Below are 25,744 nucleotides of genomic sequence, written 5' to 3' on the forward strand. Positions count from 1 at the left end.
AGGCATTTCAGCAATGGCTTATCAACTTAAGAATGAACAACTGGTGATTGAAATCGCTGAGCCCGGAGATTATCGGGGATCCCGTTTTGATTGGAACGGATTTATTACGGACGTTACATTACTCGATGGAAATCACTCATACTGCGTTCCCGAAAGCCTGGTGCCCGGTCAGGGCACCGGAGGCGCGGGCCTGTGCAATGAGTTCGGAATTAAGGAACCGATCGGCTACGAGGACGCGCCAGTAGGTGGAGCGTTTCCCAAACTCGGCGTCGGGCTGCTAACCCGGCCGGATGACCGGGAATATGACTTCTCGCGAGCGTATCCGATCAAACCTTTTGCTACTGAAATCGAAATGGAAGGCACCCGGAAAATTACGTTTCGGATAACTCCGGAAGATTGCCGTGGATACGCGGTTGCCGTTACCAAATCGGTTTCGATAGACGAAAATCGGCTTACGGTACAGTATCTGCTTCACAATACAGGGACGAAGCCTATCCTTACCGAGGAATATTGTCATAATTTCTTTGGAATCGACGGTTATCCGATAGGTCCGAATTACGTATTGAAGTTTCCGTTTGAATTGTTTCCCTGGGCGGATGAAGAGGAAACGCTTGCCGGCCTGATCTTTGGCAAGGGAGATGCCGGCGAAGTTCGCTGGGACCATACGCCAAAAGACCCGTTTTATTTCCGCCTTCCGGGTTTCGATGGAAATAAATACCCTTGGGTCTGGGAACTGCTGCACCACCCGAGTGGAGCAGGCGTCCGTGAAATCAGCAGATTCCATGTTTCGGCTGCGGCGGTTTGGGGAATCGGCCATGTCGTATCCCCGGAAATGTTTATTGAAGTGAAACTGGCTCCCGGCGAACAAAAGACCTGGTCGAGAGTATATGAATTTTTCACGAAACCGGACTAGGTCCTTTGACGGGATGAAGCGTTAATGTGTCAATTCTGCAAACTGCGGGTTTTGACGAAATATCAGCTTGCTGGAAAAAAGAATAGTTGCTATGATAATCCTTATCTAAAACTTCGAACCATATTAGACAATGAGGAGAAAGGATGGGGGAGCAATGAGCAAGAGAGCTTACAACTTTAACGCAGGACCGGCGGCCCTGCCACTTGCTGTTCTGGAACGCGCGCAAGCGGAATTTGTCGATTTTAAAGGTACCGGAATGTCCATTATGGAGATGTCGCACCGCGGCAAGGTATATGAAGAGGTTCATAATGAAGCCTCAAGCCGCTTGCTGAACCTGTTGGGGAATCCGGAGGGATACAAGGTATTGTTCCTGCAAGGCGGAGCTACGACGCAATTCGCTATGCTTCCGATGAACCTTTTGACGGAAGGCAAAACGGCCGGCTACGTGAAGACGGGAAGCTGGGCGAACAAGGCGCTCAAGGAAGCCAAGCTGATCGGGGACACTTTTGTCGCAGCTTCTTCGGAAGAAGATAAATATATGTCGGTACCGGATCTCAGCAAGCTGAACCTTCCTGAGAACGCAGCTTACCTGCATGTTACTTCCAATGAAACGATCGAAGGAACTCAATTCCAAAGCTTTCCGGATACCGGAAGCGTGCCTTTGATTGCGGACATGTCGAGCGATATTTTGTGCCGTCCTTTTGATTTGACCCAGTTCGGCGTCGTTTATGCCGGCGCACAGAAGAATCTGGGACCATCCGGCGTAACGGTGGTAATCGCCCGCGAGGAGCTTCTTCAGAACTCCCCTAAGCACTTGCCTAGCTATTTCCGTTACGATACCCATGCCGAGAATAACTCGCTTTATAACACGCCGCCATCCTTCTCGATTTATATGGTGAACGAAGTGTTGAAATGGATCGAAGAGCAGGGTTCCCTGGCAGGAATCGAGCAGAAGAACAAGGACAAAGCGAATCTTCTGTACCAGGCGATCGATGGCAGCGGCGGATTCTACCGCGGATGCGCGAATGCGGCAGACCGTTCGATCATGAACGTGACCTTCCGTCTTGCTTCCGAGGAGCTGGAGAAGCAGTTCATCAAGCAATCGGAACTGGAAGGTTTCGTGGGCTTGAAGGGTCACCGCAGCGTCGGCGGGCTTCGTGCCTCCATTTATAACGCAGTGCCTTATGACAGCGTCAAAGCACTCGTTGACTTCATGACCGAGTTTCAAAAAGCGAACGGATAACAATTAATTAAGCAAGCTTGAAGCGGCAGCGGAGGATAATCCTCCGGCTGCCGTTTTTGTTGGCGCTGACTTATGGACCATTCTTTTTGATGCGGCTTTTCCGGATAAACTGTTATAATAAAGAGATTGAGTTCAAAAAAGACATATAGAGGTGTTGATCAACATGGCATTGCATATTGTACTCGTAGAGCCGGAGATTCCGGCGAATACCGGGAATATTGCGAGAACCTGCGCGGCGACCGGCATTCACTTGCATCTGGTGCGGCCTCTCGGTTTTCGAACTGATGACGCTACGTTAAAAAGGGCGGGACTTGATTACTGGTACGCCGTAAATATCGAATATCACGATTCGTTTGCCGAGGTAGAAGAGAAATACAGCGGCAGCCGGTTTTTCTTCGCTACAACTAAAGCCAAGAAGCGTTACACGGATTTCGAATACCAAGATGGAGATTTCTTTGTGTTCGGTAAAGAAACCAAGGGGCTCGCGCCTGAAATTTTGGAGGCCCACCCCGAAACGGTGATGCGGATGCCGATGACCGACAAGGTCCGCTCGCTCAATTTATCGAATTCCGCGGCGATTATCGTTTACGAAGCGCTGCGGCAGCTGGATTTTCCGGGGATGGAATAAGGGGAAATTGCGAGGAATAGCGGTATATAAATTGTGGAGGTACTGAACATGTCTCAACTTAGAACAGAAAAAGAAAAAATGCTCGGGGGCGAGTGGTATGACGCCAGCGATGCGGAGCTGGTCGCTGAACGGTTAAAGGCCCGCCAACTGACCCGCCAATACAATCAGACGCTTGAGGATGAAAGAGAGCAGAGAACGGCCATTCTGAAGGAACTATTCGGATCTACCGGGGAGCATATTTATATTGAACCGACATTCCGGTGCGACTATGGATCGAATATCTACGTCGGGGACCAATTTTACGCCAACTTTGATTGCGTGATACTGGATGTTTGCGAAGTGCGGATCGGGGACTTTTGTTTCATGGCGCCGGGTGTTCATATCTATACGGCGGCGCATCCTTTGAATCCGAACGAGCGGAACTCCGGGGCCGAATTCGGGAAGCCGGTGACCATCGGCAATAACGTCTGGATTGGCGGCCGTGCTGTTATTGTGCCGGGCGTCACGATCGGCGATAACGTAGTCATCGCGGCGGGGGCGGTAGTCACGAAGGATGTACCTGATAATGCGGTTGTCGGCGGGAATCCTGCGAAAATAATTAAATACGTTGAGATTTAGCGAATCAGCAGGAATCCTGAAAAAAATAGCGAATTATAAAATAGGAATAGGTATTTGGTTCTATTTTACATAATATTTTTTCAGGAGAGGTGTACGTTTTATGAAACCTGCTGGTGTGGTCCGCAAAGTGGACCAGCTGGGAAGAATTGTCTTGCCCAAATCGCTTCGAAAGAGATATCAGATGAACGAGGGGGATCCTGTAGAAATTTTAGTGCAGGGTGACCACATCATTTTAGAGAGATATCGCCCAAAATGTGTGTTCTGCGGTTCCATGGAACAAGTAAGCGACTTCAAGGAACGTTCCATTTGCCATCAGTGTCTGCTGGAAATGAACCGGTTGTCCTAACCCGTTCGGAGTGGCGAGCTGCCTGGCGGTTACGCGGGGAGACTTGCCTGCGATGCGGTCTGAAATAAATAAGCCTCCCCAGAAGGGGAAGCTCATTTATTTACAGGCCTTTTGTTTTGTCATCATTGTAGGATGAAGTCAGAATGCCGCACAGGAACATGGCCAGCACCACAGTAATAATCCAAAATGTTAGCGAAAAACTCATAGCGGAACACCTCCACGTTATACTCCTGCTCCTATTATACCCATCTCTCCATTAAAAATAAATCAAATTATGATCTATTTCATAGACAAAATAAAAGAGTCTCGTGATTACCTATTTAAAAAACAGAAAATGCGTTGGAACCGGACGGAGCTGCCCGTCGGAAGGCTTGTTGACGACCCGGCCGTTCACGATCAGGGAAGAGGAGCCTCCGCCATCCAGGTTATATGCGTCCTGAACGCCAAGCTTGAACAACTTGTCCTGTAACTCGGGCAGCGTGGCGCCGGAGCTTCCGTTCTCATCCCTGCCGTCGATGACGAGGATCAGAAGCTGATCATCCTTGTAGTTGCCGATGACCGTACGGGGAGCCCGCAGCGGCGAAGTTTTCCATTTTTGCGGAATGGTCGTTTTCACGCCGTTATTCAGCAGAATCGGGACAAAGGACGCACCGAACGAAGGCTGCAGCTTGTCCAAATCGGCTTTGTTTTTATACTTTCCTCCGATCAGCTTGCCGGATTTGCTGAGACCTACAAAGAATAAATCCTTAAAGGTCGGTTCGAATCCGGTCAAATACTCCCCGTTCAATACGGTAGTGCTAAGCGGGTATCTCTTCCCTTGCGAATCTGCAAATCCTCCGGCATTGATCCCGGCTACGGCTCCATGCCGCTGAACAGCCCGGAGCGTCGTTTCCGCACCGCCCAGCTTGTCCTTGCCTAGCGACATTTTCATCGCATCCGGCGATTTCAGCTTCACCTTCATGGCGTAGCCTTTATAAGTTCCCGGATTGACTTTATACAATTCGATCCGGATTTTATCGCTTTGTATTGTCTGGAAAGGCGTGCCCAGCTTAACGGTAATTCTTTTGTTATAAATGGCCTCCGGACGGTTAGCCGATTGTTGAGCCGTCTCTACGATCGTTGACATAGTGGAAGTCGTTTTATGATAGAGTTCGGCAGTTTCCTTGATGGAGGAGGCCGTCAGTTTGGCCGCTCCTTCGGCTGCATCCAGCTTTTGGGCGATTTGCCCGGTAACCTGGGGAATTTCCGAATCCGGTGCAAAGCTTACTTTGTCCCGGTTCAGATCGATATTGGCTCCTCCGATGAACAGCGCAATTAACAGTCCCAAGAGGGGACCGGTCGCCAGCAGAAAAAAACGGTTGATTTGTTTGGTCGGTGTTATCATTTCAGCAAATCCATCTTCTTTTGCAGCTCGGCCAGCTGTTTTTTCACTTCGCTTAATTGAGTGTAGAGCTTGTTGCTGTTGTCCGTCTTATCGGTGGTGTTGTCCTTCGTGAATTCCAGGAGCTCATTAAATGTCTCCACTTTGCTTTGCAAATTGTTTACCTCGGTACTAAGCGCGGATAGCTGCGCCGTATAGTCGGCCTTGAGTTCCTCGGTCTTGGCTTGCCAATTGGCATCCAGCTGCTGCATCATGGATTCCTTCAAATGATTGCTGTATAAGTAAGCGGAAGCGCCTCCCGCACCTATTAACAAAATCCAGATCAAAACGATAAGTTTGGCGGATGGCTTGCGTGACGTTCTTCTGGTGCGAGAGGGCTCGGTTGCGAGTTCGGTATTGTATGACATGTGATCACCTCTGGGTCTTTATTTCCAGACTACATTCTATCATGTGGTTTCTATTATCGCAAAATACACTAGATTCTGACAAAGCGGCGTAAATTTAACTTCGGAAAGTGAATTGCGATCCTAATTTGTCCTCGGGTACAATCGCTTTAAAGTTGAATAACGGGGGGCGCTGACATGGAGCTATGGCTCGGAGAGATGATTCGCAGCTTGCCGGCAGGCCTGAAAAATGAGGTTGATGGTTATTTAGATGAAGGAACGTTTATTTCATTTGCCGGGCAGGTAACGGTCGGAGAAGCAAGCGACAGCGAAAACGGAATCGAGCAGAAAGGACGGGCAGGAAAGGAGGCTATTCAGGACTTGTTGAAACAACCTGCTTGGAAGGAGACAGAGTGGCGGGTTCATGAGAACGGCAACTATGTAACTTTCGTCCTGCCTCCCGGACTACATGCGGAGTCGTTGTTAAGGGCTTCGTTGCTTAAGGGAACGGCATTTTGGCCGGGCTCGGTCCTAGAAAAGGATGAGGGGAAGGACGGCCCTGCCATAGAGCTGGTCCGTGATCCCGAGGTCTTTACCGTTGTTTTTGGAGGACATGACGAAAAGGCGATCCGCACGGGGATGGACCGGATCGCCGAGGCGTTGTCGGAGTTTACCGCACGTTTCGAGTGTTGAAACCGGTGCTCGTTCTCCGGGATATCGCGAATTTATTATTCATGCGGGTATCTGTCATCAGCCGCTGGGGCAGCCTGGTGCCATCCGTCGACCACGCCCTGATAGAGCGCAATTCCTTGCTCGCCTTCGGGCGTCAGGACATAGCGGCCTCGCGCAACCCGGCGGAACCAGCCATAGTAGTTCCGCTGAAGGAATGCGGCGGCGTTGCCGATGCCGCTCCGGTCGCGGACCTCGCGCGGCGCCATCTCTCCGCCTGCCTGAAGGGCTAGGGCGACTCGTAGCGCCTTTTCGCGGTAGGCAGTGACCAGCTTCGTTCCGTTGCTGCCGCCGACATTGTAATCTCCGCTGCGTTCGTTGAACTCGTAAAGCAGCTTGGAGGCCCGTGCTTTGATCACTTTCGGTGATGGCACGATAACTTTGTCGCCCGGGGAACAGAGAATCTCCACAAAGGGCGGTTTTGTTTTATAGCGCGTTACGGTGATCAGGCCTAGACCCAGCCTGCGGCAAAGGATCGTAATTTCGTTCCAGCGCTGATTGTGGGCCCCGCGTTTGGCGCGGTTGCGTTCCACGGCGAGATAGACGTCGCTGCTTAGCTTTTGTCTTTCCAGCCCTTGCAGCAGCAGGTGGAGATTGAATGTCTTTTTCATTTCCACGATGAGAGGCTGCTCGCTGTACGGCGAAATTCCAACCAGATCGCAGTGTCGAACCTCGCTTTTGACACTGTAGCCCCGCTCCTCGAAAAATGCCTTAAGCGGCGCATACAATTCCGTCTCATGCTGTACTGCCATCACGATCTTCCTTTTCAAGAAAATTTGCTTACCAAAAAATTATATCATATCCGAAGGTCAACTTATCCGCTCCCTCCGCATAGGTATGTAATACACTTTTTCCAAAAAGAGCGGCGATGTAACGCCGCATTCACACCCGGTGTAAAGAGCCGACGGGACAAAGAGCAAGGCATGAGCCCAGCGTTTCAGCCAGGATCACTAACGGGGGAATCAGAACACACCAAGCGGAGTACAGGAGGTACCGAATATGGATATTTTTGAACGTATAGCGGCATACCGGGCGGAGAGCGATTCGCTTGTCTGGAACGGAACATTCAAGCAATATATCGAATTGCTCGCCACAGACCCTGCGCCTGCCATGACAGCCCATGCCCGGGTATATGAAATGATCGAATCTTATGGCGTAGAAGAAGTGAACGGCCGGAAAAGGTATAAGTTCTTTGAACAGGAAATTTTCGGGCTCGATCGTGCGGTGGAGAAGCTGGTGGAGGAATATTTTCATTCAGCGGCAAGACGACTGGATGTTAGGAAGCGGATCCTGCTGCTAATGGGGCCGGTCAGCGGCGGCAAATCGACACTGGTGACGCTGCTAAAAAGAGGATTGGAGAAGTTCTCGCGTACCGACAAAGGGGCTGTCTATGCCATAGCGGGTTGCCCGATGCATGAAGACCCGCTTCATTTGGTGCCTCATGAGCTTCGGCCGGAGGTGGAAAAGGCGCTTGGCGTGCGGATTGAAGGAAATCTTTGCCCGGTATGCCAGATGAGATTGAAGACGGAATATGACGGTGACATTGAACAGGTTGCTGTTGAGAGAGTGCTGTTGTCAGAAGATGGCCGGGTCGGTATCGGCACGTTCAGTCCTTCGGATCCGAAATCACAGGATATCGCGGACCTGACGGGAAGTATTGATTTTTCTACCATTACGGAATATGGTTCGGAATCGGACCCCAGAGCTTATCGGTTTGACGGGGAGCTTAACAAAGCGAACCGCGGTTTAATGGAATTTCAGGAAATGCTGAAATGCGACGAAAAATTCCTCTGGAACTTGCTGTCCCTAACCCAGGAAGGCAATTTTAAAGCCGGGAGATTTGCGCTCATAAGCGCCGATGAGCTAATCATTGCTCACACTAACGAATCGGAGTACAAAGCGTTTATTGCCAACAAAAAAAATGAGGCTTTGCAGTCACGGATGATTGTAATGCCGATTCCATACAACCTCAAAGTGTCCCAGGAGGAGAAAATTTACGCCAAGCTGATCGGACAGAGCGACATGAGCCATGTGCACATTGCTCCGCACGCCCTGCGTTCCGCGGCTATTTTTTCTATACTTACCCGGCTCAAAGAGACCAAAAAGCAGGGCATCGATCTCGTGAAGAAGATGCGGCTGTACGACGGTGAGGAAGTCGAAGGCTACAAGGATGCCGATTTGAAGGAGCTGCAGAACGAATATTTGGAAGAGGGCATGTCCGGCGTGGATCCGAGATATGTCATTAACCGGATTTCGAGCGCGCTGATCAAGCAGGATCTGCACTGCATGGGGGCGTTGGATATACTCCGCGCCATCAAGGACGGCCTGGATCAGCACGCTTCTATCACGAAAGAGGAGCGGGAACGCTACCTCAATTTCATCAGCATCGCCCGCAAAGAGTATGATGAGCTCGCTAAGAAAGAAGTGCAAAAAGCGTTTGTGTATTCTTTTGAAGAGTCGGCCAGAACCTTGTTCGAGAATTATCTCGACAATATCGAAGCATTCTGCAATTGGACCAAGATCCGCGATCCTCTGACCGATGAGGAGATGGACCCGGACGAAAGGCTGATGCGCTCGATCGAGGAGCAAATCGGCATCTCGGAGAATGCCAAAAAGGCGTTCCGCGAGGAAATTCTGATTCGGATCTCCGCCTACTCCCGTAAGGGCAGAAAGTTTGAATACAATCATCATGACCGGCTGCGCGAGGCGATCGAAAAGAAGCTGTTCGCGGACCTCAAGGATATCGTGAAAATCACGACTTCCACCAAAACGCCGGATGAAAACCAGTTGAAACGCATCAACGAGGTCAGCAAGCGGCTGATTGACGAGCACGGCTACTGCCCGGTCTGCGCCAATGAATTGCTTCGGTATGTGGGAAGTTTGCTGAACCGCTAATCTAATGGAGTACTGTGAGAGTGAGAGCCTGACGACGCTTTTTGTCGCCGGGCTTTATTTATTTAACTATAGATGTGGAATCGGGGAAATCGAAATTGGTTAAGTTATGAGGGATAAGATCGTTCACACTAAGGAGGAAATCTGTTCATGGCAAATATAAACTTGGCAGTTATCTATTACAGCTCGACGGGAACCAATCATCAATTAGCAAGTTGGGCAGCAGAAGGGGCAAAGGCGGCGGGGGCCGAAGTGAAATTGTTGAAGGTCGAGGAATTGGCGCCGGAAGCCGCAATCAACAGTAATCCGGCCTGGAAGGCGCATGTGGAATCTACCAAGGATGTCCCGGTTGCTACATTGGACGATTTGGTTTGGGCGGACGGAATTATTTTCAGCGTGCCTACCCGCTTCGGCAACGTCCCTTCCCAGATGAAGCAGTTCCTGGATACGACTGGCGGACTGTGGGCTCAAGGCAAGCTGGTCAACAAAGTGGTCAGCGCCATGTCCAGTGCAAGCAACCTGCATGGCGGACAAGAGGCGACCATCTTGTCGCTGTATACGACAATGTATCACTGGGGTGCGATCATTGCTGCTCCGGGCTACACGGACCCGGTTACCTTCGCATCCGGAGGAAACCCCTACGGTATGAGCGCCACAGTAGGCCAGGACGGCAAAATCCAGGAGAATCTTCGCGACGGCGTGATCTACCAGGCCAAACGCACCGTGTCCGTGACGGAGTGGGTGAAGAACGGGAAGTCGCAGTAAGAAGTAACTGATGTTGGTAAAGGGCTAAGGTACGAAGGAGCCAAAGTCCAAAGTGCATAATGAGTAATAAAGTGTCACGGAGCCAAAGTGTCGAGGTGCTAAGTGAATTCAGCGTGCTAGGGCGCCCCAATGGGCCAAAGTGACAAGTGATGATAGTTTGGTGAATGAATTAACTGTATAACCTACATCTAATCTTCTGGAATTCCCGGTTTGATGTGAAATAACTGTAAAACCTACCGTTAATTTAGCCGGAATGTGGTGATTTCGCCGAAAAGGGTGAATTTAGCGGTAGGTTTTACATCTAATTTATCTAAAACGGCTAAGTTGATACATTTAACTGTAGAATTTACAGTTAATTTAACGGCAGCAAGAGATATAGCTCTTTCTTAAGTCAAGGGAAAGCCACAATGGATCAAGTGTCAGATTAGAAACGCCCAATCACAAACTAAGAAGCAGCCTTTCCGCTCTTTTAGGCGGATCGGCTGCTTCTTTGCCAGTAATTAGTTTATAGAATTATAAAATCTTCCGGTAATGCTTTTCCCCGTCATAACTGAACAGCGCGGTTTTGCCCTCGACGACAGTTTCCAGGTGGACCGGTCTGCCCCAAAGCCGGAATACGTAGGGCAGCGTACGCTCCAAGTACTTCAAATCCAGCTCAATTCCTTCATACTGATGCTTCAGCAGCAGTTCTCCGTTTCGCTGATGATCGCCGTCCTTGACGACGATATAAGGCGAACCGCCGTTGACGCGGGAGGCGACCAGCTGGTCGCGGATGTTCTCCCACGATTTGTCGGTAATTTTCCATTCCGCGCCCTGCTTCTCGAAAATATACAGGTCAAGATCCCGCACCAGTTCTTTCGTTAAATAACTGCGCAGGAACGAGAGATCGGAGTCGAGCTCGCGCACCTCGAATATTTTTTCCCTGCCTTTGCCGGGTTCCCGCGCGAACCTCTTTATTTCTTCTTCCGTCGGTCGATCCCAGCGCCGTTCTATATCCTCGAATATTTTAAGCCCGAGATAATACGGGTTCAGGCTTTGCCGGGACGGCTGAACGACCGAGGCGTTCAGCTTGGCGAATTCGATCGTTTCGTCGCTCGTTAAGTCCAGCTCGCGCAGGATCCGTTGATGCCAGTAGGAAGCCCAGCCTTCGTTCATGATCTTCGTCTCCATCTGCGGCCAGAAATACAGCATTTCCTCGCGCAGCATGCTCATGATATCGCGCTGCCAGTCTTCCAGCGTCTCGGAATATTCCTGGATGAACCAGACGATATCCTTTTCCGGCTCAGGCGGGAAAAAGCTCACAATATCGGCTTTTCCCTTTTTCACCCCGCTCGCCGACTCCGCCGCCGGCTCATCCAATGCCCATAAATCGTCGTAGGCGCTTCGTCCGGAAGCATCATTCCGGCTGCGGCTTTCCTTCGCTCGACGGAGCTTTTCTTCCGTCTGTCTGCGCTTGTCGTACCGCATCGGCTTGATCAACTGCGGGTCCACATGCTCCTGAATTCCGAGTACGGAATCGATGAACGATTCCACGGTTGCTGCGCCATATTCCAGCTCATATTGGCTGATCCGTTCCGCAGTCGCTGACATGCTCTCCACCATATCCCGGTTCGTATTGCTAAAGCGCATATTGTTTTTGAAGAAATCGCAGTGGGCGAGTACATGCGCAACGATCAGCTTGTTCTGGATCAGGGAATTGCCTTCCAATAGGAACGCGTAGCAGGGATTCGAATTAATGACGAGCTCATAGATTTTGCTGAGACCGAAGTCGTATTGCATCTTCATTTTATTGAACATTTTTCCGAAGCTCCAATGAGAGAACCTGGTGGGCATCCCGTAAGCCCCGAATGTGTATATGATGTCGGCCGGGCAAATTTCGTAGCGCATCGGATAATAATCGAGCCCGAAACCGTCGGCGATTTCCATTATTTCCGCGATCGCGTATTCCAGTGCAGAGAGTTCCTTTGTCACGACTGGACCCCCTTTTCCCGTTTATGGAAAAAGCGCTTCAAAGCGCTGAACACTTCCCCTTTTTCCTTAATGACATAGTACAAGAACCGGTCCTGCTTCAAGTTCCGGTAAGCCGACATTAACGTGCTGCCCCGATTGTATTGGTTCACTTCGCCGTAACCGAACATATTGCTGCGTTTGAGCAGTTCCCCGATCAGCCGGGTGCACCGCTCATTATCCGAAGTAAGGTTATCTCCGTCCGAGAAGTGGAAGGGATATATATTGTAGCTGGAGGGAGAGTAACGCTCATCGATGATTTCCAGCGCTTTTTGATAGACAGAGGAACAGATCGTGCCTCCGCTTTCCCCGCGGGTGAAGAAGTCCTGCTCGCTGACCTCTTTAGCCTCTGTATGGTGGGCGAGAAAAATAATCTCCACCTTCTCATACTGCCGCCGCAAAAACCGCGTCATCCAGAAAAAGAAACTGCGAGCGCAGTATTTTTCAAAAGCCCCCATACTTCCACTTGTATCCATCATGGCGATAATGACCGCATTGGATTTCGGAATACGCACGTCCTCCCAGGTTTTATAGCGGAGATCGTCCGGTGAAATGCCATGGATGCCCGGTACGCCCGTGGTGGCGTTGCGCCGGAGATTTTCCAGGATGGTACGCTTCTTATCGATGTTGGACATCAGTCCTTTTTTACGGATATCGTTGAAACGGAAGGAGACCGTCTCCATTTCTTCCTTATCCTTGTCTTCGATAAAAGGAAGCTCAAGCTCATCGAACAGCAGATCCTCCAGATCCTCGATGCTGATCTCCGCCTCCACATAATCGGTTCCGGCTTGATCCCCGGCTTTTCCCCCTTTGCCCGGTTCCTTGGGACTGTCCTGCGCGAGCACATCGCCTACTTCGCTGTCCCCGTCTCCCTGACCGACATGCTTTTGCTTTTGAAAATTATGAATAAACCGGTATTCCTCCAAATTGCGGAGGGGGACCTTAATGATCTGTTTACCGTCCGACATGATGATATTCTCTTCAGTGACCAGGTCCGGAAGGTTCTGCTTAATGACTTCCCGCACCTTTTCCTGGTGGCGCTGCTGATCCTGATAGCCTTTGCGGTGCAGCGACCAGTCCTCTTTCGACACTACGAAGTTTCCTTTGTTCGGATCAAATGACGACAATGATAAGCACCTCCCCAATTGGCTTGCTTGAACGGCGAGAGTAGTTGTAAATAAAGTATATTCACGGGGACTCGCGATATGTGAGGAGGCATAGGGCGGAAATCCATAAAAGGGTGCCGGAAGTAGTATATTTGCAAATAGTTTGTTGAAAATAGGGATATAATCCCATGCGCGTTTTCCTGATACGGGAAAAATATGGTTGGGAACTGGGTGAGTGGGTATGGTATTAGAAGAAACGACCGCCAAAGGAGGGATTATATGGTTAAAAGAATGCAGCTGCCTCTTCAAACATTAAGTCTGGTTGTTTCCTTTATGGCCTGGGTACTGATTTCCTCGTTGATTGCGTACATAGGGAGTGATATTCCGCTGACCTCGGGGGAAAAAGCCTGGACCACGGCGATACCCGTTATTCTAGGCTCCTTGCTGAGAATCCCGGCAGGCTTTCTGACCAACAGATATGGCTCCAGATGGATGTATACGATCAGTTTCTTCATTCTTCTGCTGCCGGTGTTTTATTTGAGCCGGGCCGATTCCTTTCTCGATCTGGCCATTAGCGGCTTTTTCCTGGGGATTGGTGGGGCTACCTTCTCGATCGGGGTTACTTCTCTGCCCAAATATTATCCGAAGGAAAAACAGGGGACCGTCAACGGGATATACGGGATAGGCAACCTGGGTACCGCCATTTCGACGTTCGGAGCGCCATTGCTGGCCGATGCCGTCGGCTGGAAGATGGCCGTAACCTGGTTCCTGGTCTTGCTGGTCCTTTTTGCCGCGCTGAATCTCTTGTTTGGCGACAGGAAGGAAGAAAGGACCCGCAGCTCTTGGATAAGCCAGTTCAAGCAGGTGTACCGGAATGAAAAATTGTGGTTTTTCAGCATTTTCTATTTTATTACCTTCGGCTCGTTTGTGGCCTTTACGATTTATCTTCCCGGCTTCCTTGTGAGCTATTTCGAGTTGGACAAGGTGGATGCCGGCCTCAGAACGGCAGGATTCATTGCACTTGCAACATTGCTTCGCCCCGCAGGCGGCGTGCTCTCGGATAAAACCAATCCATTTAAAGTTCTCATGTTCGTGTTTGCCGGTCTAACGGTATCGGGCGTGCTGTTGTCTTTCGGTCTGACTATGCCGTTGTTTACAGCAGGCTGTTTTGTCGTGGCTATCTGCGCCGGGATCGGGAATGGCGCCGTCTTCAAGCTGGTGCCACTGTACTTCTCCAAACAGGGCGGAATCGCAAGCGGGGTCGTGTCTGCGGCCGGCGGCCTTGGCGGCTTTTTTCCTCCGCTTCTATTGACCCTGCTGTTTAATTGGACGGGCCATTACGCGATCGGTTTTATGGCTTTGTCGGAGGCCTCGCTTGCCAGCTTCATTCTTGTTCTATGGGTATTCTTCAATAACAAACTGGAATTCGCGGCTGACATTATCAGGTCAACGGCGGATGCCATCATGGTGACCGATACGAAAGGCGTCATTCAATCCGTGAATGCGGCATTTACGCGGGTCACGGGGTATTCCAAGGAGGATGTCATCGGTAAAAATCCAAGCTTGTTAAGCTCCGGTTATCACGACAAAGCTTTTTATGATTCATTTTGGTCCACCCTGCAGGCGACCGGCAAATGGCAGGGCGAGATCGTCAACCGAAGGGCGAACGGGGATATTTACCGGGAATGGCTCTCCGTTACCGCACTGAAGGACGATCAGGACAGCGTAAAGCAATATGTTGCCATTTTCAGCGATTTATCGCAGGCCGACTCCGTGCTTCGATCGGATACAGAGGACGCGAATGCTAGCATTGGCAACCGAATTCCAAAACCAGGAGAAAGGAAGTGAGCGGTATGTCAGGACCGGCATTAAGGAAGGTTGACAGTCATTCATCCATTCATGAAGCAGCGTTGGAGGAAGCCAGAGAGCTGACCGAACTGTTTGGACGCGCTTTGGAGCTGGGTGAAAGGGAAAGAGCCCTGGAGCTTGCATACATTACCGTGGAGCATTGGGAAACTCGTACGCTTCAGCATGCTTTAAGTGAGGAAGAGGGTCTATATATTGAAGCTTTAAATATGAAACCGGAGCTCCAACCGGTCATCATTGCCTTGACCAGAGATCATGATTTGCTGAGGGAAATTGTTCAGGAGGTCAAGATTATGCTGGCTGGCGGAGAGGTATCCAGAGAAATTCTTTACCGTTTTCAATCCCTGATCGTGCTGGATCAGCTTCATAATCGGGATGAGATGGAGATGCTGGAAAAAGAAATCGAGGGGGTGGTGCATCATGACCATCATTGAGAACAACTACTCTCTGGCTGCTATGCTGCCCGACAAGCCTTTGCAATTAATCGAACCGAGGCTGTATAACCTGCTGGTACGCGAGCTTGAGCTGCTGCACCTGCATCCCTATGACGTCAAGGCCGGGGGGAGCGCGGACGAACGCGGGGTGACCGTCAATCTGCGGTTCGGCGAACAATTGGGGCAGTTCACCAGCCGGAAATTCTCTTGGGAAGCCATTGAGACAGGCGATGACGAAATCGCTACTCATTTTCGGGAGACGGCCGAATTAATGAAGAAAACACTGATCGCGGATTATTTTAAGATGATGAAGTCTGAATCCTAGGCGCATCCAAATTACGGAAGATAGGCTGAAGTGCATAAATCCTTACGGAAGAGGTGGACCCGGATGAATCAAGCGGAAATGGAACAGTTTGCTCAGAATGATCGGGAAGATTTGCTCGCGTTATTGGAGATGCGGTTCGGCCCGGTGCCGGATGACGTTCGAGAAGTAATCGGCCTGAATGAAGACCTGAACGATCTTCAGCGCCTGATTATTGCGGCTTGTAACGCCGCGGAGTGGGAGGTTTTTGTTGAGGAACTGCATGCCGGCCAGGGCAGTTTTAAGCTGACTGGCGAAAGATTTAATCCGGTGGCTAATTCAAGCGGGAAAGGGGCGTCATTGTGAGCGATAAAAAAAACAAGCTGTTCGAGACCCTCAAGTATTTGAAGCGCGGGGAGACCATCAATGACGGTTGGACCGAGGAAAGCCCGAGAGATCGCGATTGGGAAGGACTGTATCGGGGCCGCTGGCAGCATGACAAAGTCGTCAGATCGACGCATGGCGTCAACTGCACCGGATCATGCAGCTGGAACGTTTTTGTCAAGGACGGCATCATCACCTGGGAAACGCAAAAGACCGATTATCCGACGACCGGCGCCAATTTCCCGGAATACGAACCCCGCGGCTGTCCCCGTGGTGCCAGTTTTTCCTGGTATACCTACAGCCCGATTCGAGTGAAGTATCCATATATCCGCGGTGATCTGTACGAGATGTGGCAGCGGGAGATGGAGACGGTGCAGGATCCGGTCATCGCCTGGGAGAACATCGTCAGCGACCCGGAGAAACGGGAGAGATATGTCACGGCAAGGGGGAAAGGCGGATTCGTACGGGCAGACTGGGATACGGCCTGTCAGATGATCGCCGGAGCCACGATTCATACGATTCGTAAATACGGGCCGGACCGGGTGGTGGGCTTTAGCCCGATCCCCGCGATGTCCATGGTCAGCTATGCTGCAGGAACCCGCTTTTTATCCTTGATCGGGGGAACGATACTCAGCTTCTACGATTGGTATGCGGATCTCCCGCCGGCTTCGCCGCAGGTCTGGGGCGAACAGACCGACGTTCCGGAGAGCGGGGACTGGTACAACACCAAATATTTTATTATCTGGGGAACCAATATCCCGCAGACCCGCTCTCCTGACGCCCATTTCATGGTCGAAGCCAGATATAACGGAACTAAGGTAGTCGGGGTCAGTCCCGATTATTCCGAGTACGAGAAGTTCGCCGATATTTGGCTGCCCGCCAGGGTAGGGACGGATGCCGCTCTCGCCATGGCGATGACGCATGTCATTCTTAAGGAATTTTATGTGGACCAACAGACTCCGTATTTCACGGACTATGTGAAGAAGTTTACCGACTTACCGTTCCTCGTTATTTTGGAGGAGCAAGGCGGCAGCCTGCGCTCCGGCCGGTTTCTGCGGGCTTCCGATCTAGACGGGGCTTATGAGCTGGCAGAATGGAAAACCGTGGTTTGGGATGTCTCCACCGGCACGCCTGAAGTACCGAACGGCAGTCAGGGATTCCGCTGGGATCAAGGCAGCGAATGGAATCTGGATCTGGAGAAGCCGGACGGCACCACGATCGATCCTCAGCTGACGTTTATCCAGGAGGCTGACGAGTTCGGACTTGTCGACTTTCCTTATTTTGCGGAAGAAGAGGGAGCCGTGGTACAGCGCGGCGTACCGGTCAAATACCTGCAGAATGCTGAAGGCCAAACGATCAAGGTGGCAACCGTCTATGATCTGATGATGGCCCATGTAGGTGTTCCACGAAATCTGCCCGGTGATTATCCCACCGATTATGATGATATGAAGCCTTATACCCCAGCCTGGCAGGAAGCCATCACGGGCGTAAAAAAATCGCACTGCATCCAGGTCGCGAGGGAGTTTGCCGACAATGCCGCCCGTACGGGAGGCAAGTCGATGATTGCGATGGGCGGCGGAACTAACCACTGGTACCATAGCGACCAAATATACCGGTCGATTCTGAATCTCGTTCTGCTTACGGGAACACAGGGCGTGAACGGCGGCGGCTGGGCCCACTATGTTGGACAGGAGAAGGTCCGTCCGCTTGAAGGCTGGCAGCAGGTAGCGTTTGCCGGGGACTGGATCAAACCGCCCCGGTTGCAGAACGGGACTTCGTTCTTTTATTTCGCCACCGAGCAGTTCCGGTATGAAACCAGAGTGAATGAAGAGCAGGAGTCGCCTTGGGGCGGACGGTTCAACAAAATGCATCCGGCGGATGTGAATGCGTTAGCCGCGAGACTGGGATGGCTGCCGTCATTCCCTCAGTTCAGCCAGAACTCCATTGACGTGGCCAAGCAGGTCCGGGAAAAGGGATTCACGGATGACCGGGATGCGGAAGCGGAAATAGCGAGAATGTTCAAGGAAGAGGAGCTGGATTGGGCGATCGAACACCCGAACGATCCGGCTAATTTTCCCCGTGTCTTCTTCAACTGGCGGTCGAATTTGTTGGGCGACAGCGGTAAAGGCCACGAGTATTTCGCCAAGCACCTCATTGGAGCGGACAACCAGGTACTTACCGATCCGAGCCATTCCTGGCAGCCGGAAACGGTGCACACCGACGAAGTGCCGCCTGAGGGCAAAACGGATTTATTCGTCAGTATGGACTTCCGTATGACCAGTACGGGTCTCTTCTCGGATATCGTGCTGCCGGCCGCAACCTGGTACGAGAAATTCGATTTGAGCAGCACGGATATGCATCCGTTCGTGCATCCGTTCAATCCGGCGATTGAGCCGCCATGGCAAAGCAAGAGCGACTGGAATGCTTTCCGGGAAATCGCGAAGTACTTCTCCGAATTTGCGAAGAAGCACCTTCCGGTTTGCGAAGATGTAGTGATGACCCCGCTCGGCCATGACAGCCCGGATGAGATTGCCCAGGTTCACGGGAAGATCAAGGATTGGCGCTCCGGTGAGACGGAGGCTATTCCGGGCAAGACGATGCCGCATTTTCAATTCGTGGAACGGGACTATCCGAATGTCTACGGCAAGATGATTACGATCGGCCCGAATATTAAAAAAGGCTACGGCGCCAAGGGCGTGAAGATCCCGGGCGAGAAGGTATATGCCCAGTTGCTGGATCGGCTTGGCGTATCGAAGCGCGAGGGCATCGGCAAAGGCCAGCCGGATTTGTATGATGACCGGCAGGCGATCGAAGCGATTCTGCTCATGTCGGGAGCCACGAACGGAGAACGTGCGGTAGAGGGTTGGCGGTCCATGGAAGTTAAGACCGGCAAGCAGCTCGCCGAAATCGCGGAGCCGCGGGAGGAGGATGCCTTTACGCTGCTGGATATAACGGCGCAGCCGCGTCAAGCCATTTCGGCCCCGGTATGGAGCGGACTCGAGAAGGACAATCGCCGCTACTCGCCGTTTACCTTGAACACGGAATACAGCATTCCTTGGCGAACGTTGACCGGCAGGCAGAGCTTCTATCTCGATCACGAGATGATCCTCGACTTCGGGGAAGCCTTGCCGCTGTATCTGCCGCCGCTTGCGCATGTTCCTTTTCTCAAAGGAGAAAAGGAAGTTCCTAACAACGGTAAATCATTGACGATCCGGTACCTGACCCCCCATCAAAAATGGGGCATTCATACGATGTTCACGGACACGAACCAGATGTCGACCTTATTCCGCGGCTGGCAGGTGGTTTGGATGAACGAGAAGGACGGGTCTTCCATCGGAATCAAGGACAATGATTGGATCGAAGTGTATAACCGCAACGGGGTTGTTGCCGCAAGAGCGGTGCTGACCTACCGGATTCCGCAAGGGATCGCGTATATGTATCATGCGCAGGACCGCACGCTTGGCGTCCCCGGCACGTCGATCACCAAACAGCGGGGCGGAACCCATAACAGCGTCACGCGGATTACGCTGAAGCCGACACATATGATCGGCGGTTATTCACAGCTCAGTTACGGATTTAACTATTACGGTCCGACGGGGAACCAGAGGGATACAATGACCATCATCCGTCCGCTGAAGGAGGTCGATTGGCTTGAGAATTAAAGCGCAGGTCGCTATGGTAATGAACCTTGACAAGTGCATCGGGTGCCATACCTGTTCCGTGACATGCAAGAATACCTGGACCAACCGCCCCGGTACGGAGTACATGTGGTACAACAACGTGGAGACCCGCCCTGGCCCGGGTTATCCGAAGGAATGGGAAGACTTGAAGAAATTCAAGGGCGGCTGGGTGCTGCGAAACGGCAAGCTCACGCTGCGGGCGGGCGGGCCGATCACGAAGCTGGCCAACATTTTTTACAATCCGAATATGGCAAGTCTGGACAGCTTCTATGAACCTTGGACCTATGATTACGATAATTTGATCCATAGTCCCAAAAGCAAACACCTGCCGGTCGGACGTCCCGTCTCCCTTATTACCGGAGAGTTTATGGACAAACCGGAGTGGGGGCCGAACTGGGATGATGACCTGGCCGGCGGCAGTGAAATCGTTCCGCTCGATCCGAACGTCAAGAAGCTCCAGGAGCATATCGCGATGGAGTATGAGAAGACCTTCATGATGTACTTGCCGCGCATTTGCGAGCATTGTCTGAATCCTTCCTGCGTAGCTTCCTGCCCATCGGGAGCTCTATACAAGCGGGATGAGGACGGTATCGTGCTTGTGGATCAGGACGCTTGCCGGGGCTGGAGATTCTGCATGAACGGGTGCCCTTACCATAAGGTGTATTACAACTGGAATACCCATAAAGCGGAAAAATGCAATTTTTGCTATCCGCGGACCGAAGCGGGCATGGCGACGATCTGTTCGGAAACCTGCGTGGGAAGAATCCGTTATATCGGCGTAGTGTTCTACGACGCCGACCGCGTCAAAGAAGCCGCCTCCGTGGAAGATCCACAGGCCTTGTACGAATCCCAGCTTTCCGTGTTCCTGGACCCGTCCGACCCGGAAGTTATCAAGGAGGCAAGGAAAGCGGGAATCAATGATTCCTGGATCGATGCGGCCCAGCGTTCGCCGATTTACAAAATGGCCGTGAAATGGAAAGTGGCTCTGCCGCTACACCCGGAATATCGTACGCTTCCGATGGTCTGGTATGTGCCACCGCTCAGCCCGATCATGAATCATATCGAAGAAAACGATCTGCAGACAGACCATTACATTCCCGCAGTAGATCAGATGCGAATTCCTATGGAGTACCTGGCTTCCTTGCTGTCAGCGGGGGATACCTCGGTGATTCGGAGGGTTCTGCTGAAAATGACCGCGATGCGCGTGCATATGAGAAACCAGGCCGTCGGCGGGATGGACGAGCTGAGACACAGCAAATTGCTGGAAGAGGCCGGAATTACGGTGGATGAAATCGAAGATATGGCTAGATTGTTCGCCGTCGCAAAATACAATGAGCGGTTTGTAATCCCTACGGGCAGAAGAGAAATGGATGGCGAGGAAGGACTGCATTACAAACAGGGGGCTTGCAGCATAGAATCGATTACTCCATCCTCCGACTTCATGTCACATCTATTCGCTAAGGAGGAGTAAGAATGGACACAAAATCTATGATGCTGGCCGTGACGTCAAGAATGCTTGGCTATCCGGACGATCAATTTCTAGAGACGCGCCCGGAAATGCTGGAGGCCATTCGCTCCGGCATTGACGACCCGGTTCTGCGGGGACGCGTGGAGCAGGCGCTGGAGTCGCTCTATGCCATACCGCTTAAGGAATTGAGGGAGCTTTATGTATGGACGTTTGACTGGAAGGACAAAACGGGACTGTACCTGACCGCTCATGAGCTGGGTGACAGCAGGGAGCGGGGAGCGGCGCTTATATTGCTGCAGCATATCGTGCAGGATGCCGGATTCAGCCTGACGAACGGGGAATTAAGCGATTATATCCCGATGCTGTTCGAACTGCTCGCGCTAAGATCCGACCATATCCATGTGCGTGCGCTGGAGCTTCGACTGGCGGTAGCCAGCAAGCGGATTCGTGACAATTTGGCAGAAGACAGCCCCTATCGGGAGCTGTTCCGGATTCTCATGTCCGAAGTATTTAAGGAGCCGTCGGAAGAAGATGTCCGCAGGCTGGAAAGTAAACGGGAAGTAGCCGACCTGGACGAGCTCCCGTATCCGATTTTGTTCGGCATGGACGGAACCGCCCGCAGTGATACCGGTCTGCCGGTATACAAAATGTGCAATTGAATGGAGGTACATCGATGACCGGTATTTTCTGGTGGGTCGTGTTTCCGTATATCACCTTGGCGGTAATGATCGTGGGCCTGTTGTACCGTTTTGCCTTTCGTCAAGTTAGCTGGACTGCGCCTTCCACAGAAATTTTCGAGAAAAAATGGCTTAGAGTCGGTTCGACCGTTTTTCACTACGGGATTATATTCGCGTTCATCGGTCATGTTATGGGGGTTCTGATCCCGAGAAGCGTGTATCATTCACTTGGCGTCTCCGATGAGACCTATCACGTGTTTGCGATCGTGGGCGGAGGCCTTGCCGGGCTGATGGTCGTCGGTGGGCTGGTGCTTCTTCTGATCCGAAAAATGACCAACCGGCGGGTACGCGTTCATGCCGGGTTCGGCGATTATTTTGCCGTTATCCTGGTGTTGATCGTAGCGGCTATGGGAACCTATATGACGCTGATATACAATACAACGGTGGTTGCTTATGAATATCGAACCACGATCGGTCCCTGGTTCCGCAGTCTGTTCACGTTTAATCCGCAATATCATCTGATGGAAACCGTTCCCTTTCTGTTCCAGTTCCATATCGTTCTTGCTTTCCTGCTGTTTGCGTCAATTCCGTTCACCCACCTTGTGCACATGTTCTCTCTGCCGGCAAGGTACCCAGCAAGAGCACCTCAACAATACCGGTCCCGAGCTAACTATAAGAAACGCGAGAGAACCTGATTTTATTATAAGAGACAGCGCCCCGAAACCTGCGGGACGCTGTTTTCTATTACATGAGTTCTAGGCACAAGGACCCTATTCACCGTTTCCAGGAATCGGGTAGAATGGATGGTGATAAAGATCATAACTTGTCCACTCTACCTTAGAAGTAAAGGAGCCTTAGCCGTGGCCTATGATAAAAGCCGACTTCTGAAACAGCTCATTTCCGAGGATAGCACATACAAGTTACTGTACGAGAATCTGCCTGATGCGATCTGCATCATTGATGTGAACGGTAAATATGTGGAAGTGAATCCGGCGACCGAGAAGCTGACCGGGTATCCGGCTACGCATTTTATGCAACTGAGTCTGGATCAGCTATTTTGTGAAAAAGGGCAGCAAAAGAAGGAAGAATATTTTAGAAAAGCGTTACGCGGAGAAACGGGAAGTTTTGAAATCGCCTTTCGGCGAAAGGACGGGGAAATTCGCGACGCTTATTCAACATATATTCCGATCATTCATGATACTGGAGTGGTCGGTGTTTTTTCGATTACCAAGGACATTACTGCGGAAAAAATTAACCAGGCCCGCGGAATTACGGAGAGAAACCGGATAGAGGAAGCGCTCCGGGAAAGCGAGGGACAATACCGGCTCATTTCAGAGTACTCCATGGATTTGATCTCCAGGCATTCTGCGGATGAGAGCAACAGGTATATCTATGTTTCACCATCCTCCACTACGCTGCTGGGGTATGATCCTGAGGAATTGATCGGAACCAGCGCTTATGACTATGTGCATCCCGAAGATGTGCAAATGGTAAAAGAGCGGATGAAAATCCAGATGAATTCCAGGAGCGTCTATACAATCACGTATCGAGTCCGTCATAAGAACGGGAGCTACATTTGGTTTGAGAGTACGGGAAGGTACCGTTATTTGGCGTATTCCGGAGAGATCGGCGAAATTATCTCCATTTCCCGCGACGTAACAGAGCGCAAAGAGAGCGAGCGGCGACTTCAGGAGAGCCAGCAGCGTTATCGTTCGCTGTTCGAGTATAGTCCGTCCAGTGTGTATTCCATGGATTTAGACGGCAAATATACCTCTTTGAATTCCAATCTGGAAGCATTGATGGGTTATTCCGGGGAAGAACTTCTGGGGATGAATTTCCAGCAGATCATCGACCGGGAAGATTTGGCTCATACACTGCATCATTTTGAACAAGCCAGAGAAGGCATCCCGCAAAATTATGAGACGACCGTGACCCGCAAAGATGGTAGCCGTCTGGAAATTGCGGTAACGAACGTACCGATTATCGTGGATAAACAGGTGGTCGGCGTTTATGGAATCGCCAGCGATATTACGGAAAGAACGCGGTATGTCGAACAAATTGAGAAGCTGAGCTATCTCCATTCCCTGATTCTGGGCTCCGTTTCCGAAGGGATTTACGGGCTGGACGAGAACGGCAAAACCGTGTTCATCAACCAGGCGGCCTCGGACATGCTCGGCTACGATATGGAGGAATTTATCGGCCAGTCGAATCATCTTCTGATTCATCACACCAAAAGCGACGGAGCCGCTTACCCTTTGGAAGAATGTCCGATCATCCAGACGATGCGCGACGGTACTCCGCGTATTGTGAAAGAGGACGTATTCTGGAGAAGGGACGGTTCCAGTTTCTTGGTGGAATATCGCGTCAATCCGATGATCGAGCGGGGGCAGCTGATCGGCGCTGTCGTCGTGTTTAACGATATTACAGGGGAACGGGAAATCTTGAGAGCCAAAGAATCGGCGGAGCGTGCGACCCAGGCCAAATCGGAATTCCTTGCGATGATGAGCCATGAAATCCGCACGCCGATGAATGGCGTGATCAGCATGACCGACCTGCTGATGGATACGAATTTGAGCGAGGATCAGCGTTATTATGCGGAGATTATTTCCAGCAGCAGCCGGGCGCTGTTATCCATTTTGAACGATGTTTTGGATTTCAGCAAAATTGAGGCCGGAAAAATGGCGCTGGAATACGAAACCTTCCATTTGGAGAGCTGTGTGGCAAGCGCGGTCGATTTGTTCCTGCCGGAGGCCGACAAAAAGGGACTCGAAATCAGTTATTTCATTGCACCTGATGTCCCTGACTATTTATATAGCGATCCGTCACGGGTGCGTCAAATTCTGGTCAACCTGATCGGCAATGCCTTGAAATTCACGGACCGGGGGCAGGTCAGCGTGCGTATTCAGCGTGCTCCCGGATATGGTTCGGCGGATCTGCTCGAATTCAGCATTACCGACACGGGGATCGGGATTCCTGCGGACAAGCTGCATAGGCTGTTTCAATCTTTTTCCCAGGTTCATCCGATTATGAATCGCAAGTATGGGGGAACCGGGTTGGGGCTGGCCATATGTAAAAAAATCGTTGAAATGCTGGGCGGCCACATTTCCGTGGAAAGTATAGAAGGGGAAGGTTCCGTCTTCCGCTTTACCCTGGTTTGCGATTCATCAAACAAGGAGTTGCCGGAAAGTCTCCAAAATGAGACGGGGAATTTGGAAGAAATCGCGGTAAGCAGAGAAGCAGCGGGAAGCCTGCTTCTGGAACCTTTGGAATCGTCGGAGGAGGACCTTCAGAACCGCGGATTATCGGTTCTCATTGCGGAGGATCATCCGGTAAATTGCCAGGCCTTCGTTCAGATGTTGGAGAAGCTGGGATATCAGCCGGATGTAGCTCATAATGGTATGGAAGTGATTGAGGCTTTGATCGGAAGGAAGTACGATCTCATCTTTATGGATATCGAGATGCCCGTAATGGATGGGATCAAAACAGCCAGGCTAATTCGTCAGCTGTTGCCGCTGGACAGGCTCCCTGTCATTATCGGCGTGAGCTCCTGCGGCGGAGTTGAAAACCGTGAAAGATGCATGGCGAGCGGCATGGAAACGATCATCACCAAACCGCTCAAACAGCGGGATATTCGGCAGCTGCTGGATACATGGGGCGCGGAGCTGCTCTCGCGTGAGGGCTCCCGGAAGCATTAGAGCTTACGGTTCCGCAATGCGCGAAGCGCTCGGGGCTCTGCTTCGGCGTCACAAGACGGTGATCAACCGTAATGGAATATACCAAAAATGAACGCGGCCCTTGGCTGCGTTCATTTTGCTATCCGCCTTTTTCGTCATTAGCCTGCTAACGGACATCAGTGCCGTTATTTCCATCAAATCCTCTGTTTTGAAATTCTAACGGACACAGAAGGCCTTATCCGGAGAAAA

22 protein-coding genes are annotated in these 25,744 nt (G+C 51.4%); 17 read left to right on the forward strand and 5 right to left on the reverse strand.

Annotated features, from left to right (window positions below; genetic code table 11):
- Nucleotides 1-13: 13 nt before the first annotated feature.
- From KJS57_RS20765 to KJS57_RS20785, 5 genes are all read left to right on the forward strand, one after another.
- Nucleotides 14-913: a hypothetical protein gene (locus KJS57_RS20765; protein ID WP_213656213.1), complete on the forward strand. Its 900-nt coding sequence runs from the start codon at nucleotides 14-16 to the stop codon at nucleotides 911-913.
- 154 nt (nucleotides 914-1,067) lie between these two features.
- Complete coding sequence (gene serC / locus KJS57_RS20770; RefSeq protein ID WP_211025251.1) at nucleotides 1,068-2,156, forward strand: 3-phosphoserine/phosphohydroxythreonine transaminase; 1,089 nt, start codon at nucleotides 1,068-1,070, stop codon at nucleotides 2,154-2,156.
- Between the two features lie 163 nt (nucleotides 2,157-2,319).
- Nucleotides 2,320-2,784: a tRNA (uridine(34)/cytosine(34)/5-carboxymethylaminomethyluridine(34)-2'-O)-methyltransferase TrmL gene (trmL, locus tag KJS57_RS20775; protein WP_211025253.1), complete on the forward strand. Its 465-nt coding sequence runs from the start codon at nucleotides 2,320-2,322 to the stop codon at nucleotides 2,782-2,784.
- Nucleotides 2,785-2,832: 48 nt separating this feature from the next.
- The gene (locus KJS57_RS20780) at nucleotides 2,833-3,402 is read left to right on the forward strand and encodes a maltose acetyltransferase domain-containing protein (protein WP_211025255.1); all 570 of its coding nucleotides are present in this window, start codon (nucleotides 2,833-2,835) and stop codon (nucleotides 3,400-3,402) included.
- Between the two features lie 100 nt (nucleotides 3,403-3,502).
- A complete protein-coding gene (locus KJS57_RS20785; RefSeq protein ID WP_211025257.1) occupies nucleotides 3,503-3,748 on the forward strand; it encodes an AbrB/MazE/SpoVT family DNA-binding domain-containing protein in 246 nt (81 codons plus the stop codon).
- Between the two features lie 316 nt (nucleotides 3,749-4,064).
- Here KJS57_RS20785 and KJS57_RS20790 read toward each other — a convergent pair whose 3' ends face one another.
- Complete coding sequence (locus KJS57_RS20790; RefSeq protein ID WP_213656215.1) at nucleotides 4,065-5,132, reverse strand: phosphodiester glycosidase family protein; 1,068 nt, start codon at nucleotides 5,130-5,132, stop codon at nucleotides 4,065-4,067.
- The gene (locus KJS57_RS20795) at nucleotides 5,129-5,536 is read right to left on the reverse strand and encodes a hypothetical protein (RefSeq protein WP_213656216.1); all 408 of its coding nucleotides are present in this window, start codon (nucleotides 5,534-5,536) and stop codon (nucleotides 5,129-5,131) included. The genes KJS57_RS20790 and KJS57_RS20795 overlap by 4 nt, the downstream gene beginning before the upstream one ends.
- Nucleotides 5,537-5,710: 174 nt before the next feature.
- Here KJS57_RS20795 and KJS57_RS20800 point away from each other — a divergent pair, with 174 nt between their 5' ends.
- Complete coding sequence (locus tag KJS57_RS20800) at nucleotides 5,711-6,205, forward strand: aminotransferase-like domain-containing protein (RefSeq protein WP_213656217.1); 495 nt, start codon at nucleotides 5,711-5,713, stop codon at nucleotides 6,203-6,205.
- Nucleotides 6,206-6,240: 35 nt separating this feature from the next.
- Here the strand turns inward: KJS57_RS20800 and KJS57_RS20805 are convergent, their stop codons facing one another.
- Complete coding sequence (locus tag KJS57_RS20805) at nucleotides 6,241-6,993, reverse strand: DUF2161 domain-containing phosphodiesterase (RefSeq protein ID WP_213656218.1); 753 nt, start codon at nucleotides 6,991-6,993, stop codon at nucleotides 6,241-6,243.
- Between the two features lie 247 nt (nucleotides 6,994-7,240).
- Between KJS57_RS20805 and KJS57_RS20810 the strand changes: the two genes are divergently transcribed.
- Together KJS57_RS20810 and wrbA are read left to right on the forward strand one after the other, a co-directional pair.
- Nucleotides 7,241-9,136 (forward strand): PrkA family serine protein kinase, encoded by a 1,896-nt coding sequence (locus KJS57_RS20810; RefSeq protein WP_213656219.1) that lies wholly within the window; start codon nucleotides 7,241-7,243, stop codon nucleotides 9,134-9,136.
- 147 nt (nucleotides 9,137-9,283) lie between these two features.
- Nucleotides 9,284-9,898, forward strand: coding sequence for an NAD(P)H:quinone oxidoreductase (gene wrbA / locus KJS57_RS20815; protein ID WP_213656220.1), 615 nt, complete (start codon nucleotides 9,284-9,286; stop codon nucleotides 9,896-9,898).
- 513 nt (nucleotides 9,899-10,411) lie between these two features.
- On the opposite strand, the gene KJS57_RS20820 is transcribed toward wrbA, so the two are convergent.
- Nucleotides 10,412-11,869 (reverse strand): SpoVR family protein, encoded by a 1,458-nt coding sequence (locus KJS57_RS20820; RefSeq protein ID WP_213656221.1) that lies wholly within the window; start codon nucleotides 11,867-11,869, stop codon nucleotides 10,412-10,414.
- Complete coding sequence (gene yhbH / locus KJS57_RS20825) at nucleotides 11,866-13,032, reverse strand: sporulation protein YhbH (protein WP_211025273.1); 1,167 nt, start codon at nucleotides 13,030-13,032, stop codon at nucleotides 11,866-11,868. The genes KJS57_RS20820 and yhbH overlap by 4 nt, the downstream gene beginning before the upstream one ends.
- A gap of 258 nt (nucleotides 13,033-13,290) precedes the next feature.
- Between yhbH and KJS57_RS20830 the strand changes: the two genes are divergently transcribed.
- The 9 genes from KJS57_RS20830 to KJS57_RS20870 all read left to right on the forward strand — a co-directional run bounded on the left by KJS57_RS20830 (nucleotide 13,291) and on the right by KJS57_RS20870 (nucleotide 25,516).
- The gene (locus KJS57_RS20830; RefSeq protein WP_211025276.1) at nucleotides 13,291-14,859 is read left to right on the forward strand and encodes a nitrate/nitrite transporter; all 1,569 of its coding nucleotides are present in this window, start codon (nucleotides 13,291-13,293) and stop codon (nucleotides 14,857-14,859) included.
- 5 nt (nucleotides 14,860-14,864) lie between these two features.
- Complete coding sequence (locus KJS57_RS20835; protein WP_211025376.1) at nucleotides 14,865-15,311, forward strand: hypothetical protein; 447 nt, start codon at nucleotides 14,865-14,867, stop codon at nucleotides 15,309-15,311.
- On the forward strand, nucleotides 15,298-15,636 hold the full coding sequence (locus KJS57_RS20840; RefSeq protein ID WP_211025278.1) for a hypothetical protein: 339 nt from the start codon (nucleotides 15,298-15,300) through the stop codon (nucleotides 15,634-15,636). The genes KJS57_RS20835 and KJS57_RS20840 overlap by 14 nt, the downstream gene beginning before the upstream one ends.
- Before the next feature lie 63 nt (nucleotides 15,637-15,699).
- Nucleotides 15,700-15,978, forward strand: a complete 279-nt coding sequence (locus KJS57_RS20845; RefSeq protein WP_211025280.1) for a hypothetical protein — start codon at nucleotides 15,700-15,702, stop codon at nucleotides 15,976-15,978.
- Nucleotides 15,975-19,658, forward strand: a complete 3,684-nt coding sequence (locus tag KJS57_RS20850) for a nitrate reductase subunit alpha (RefSeq protein WP_213656222.1) — start codon at nucleotides 15,975-15,977, stop codon at nucleotides 19,656-19,658. The genes KJS57_RS20845 and KJS57_RS20850 overlap by 4 nt, the downstream gene beginning before the upstream one ends.
- Complete coding sequence (narH, locus tag KJS57_RS20855; RefSeq protein WP_213656223.1) at nucleotides 19,648-21,147, forward strand: nitrate reductase subunit beta; 1,500 nt, start codon at nucleotides 19,648-19,650, stop codon at nucleotides 21,145-21,147. Before KJS57_RS20850 ends, narH begins: the two co-directional genes overlap by 11 nt.
- 2 nt (nucleotides 21,148-21,149) lie before the next feature.
- A complete protein-coding gene (gene narJ, locus KJS57_RS20860) occupies nucleotides 21,150-21,803 on the forward strand; it encodes a nitrate reductase molybdenum cofactor assembly chaperone (RefSeq protein ID WP_213656224.1) in 654 nt (217 codons plus the stop codon).
- A gap of 14 nt (nucleotides 21,804-21,817) precedes the next feature.
- Complete coding sequence (gene narI, locus KJS57_RS20865; protein WP_211025289.1) at nucleotides 21,818-22,516, forward strand: respiratory nitrate reductase subunit gamma; 699 nt, start codon at nucleotides 21,818-21,820, stop codon at nucleotides 22,514-22,516.
- A gap of 165 nt (nucleotides 22,517-22,681) precedes the next feature.
- Nucleotides 22,682-25,516, forward strand: a complete 2,835-nt coding sequence (locus KJS57_RS20870) for a PAS domain S-box protein (RefSeq protein ID WP_244861652.1) — start codon at nucleotides 22,682-22,684, stop codon at nucleotides 25,514-25,516.
- The last annotated feature ends 228 nt before the right edge of the window (nucleotides 25,517-25,744 follow it).

It is taken from the genome of Paenibacillus vini (assembly GCF_018403325.1).
Taxonomy (GTDB): Bacteria; Bacillota; Bacilli; order Paenibacillales; family Paenibacillaceae; genus Fontibacillus; species Fontibacillus vini.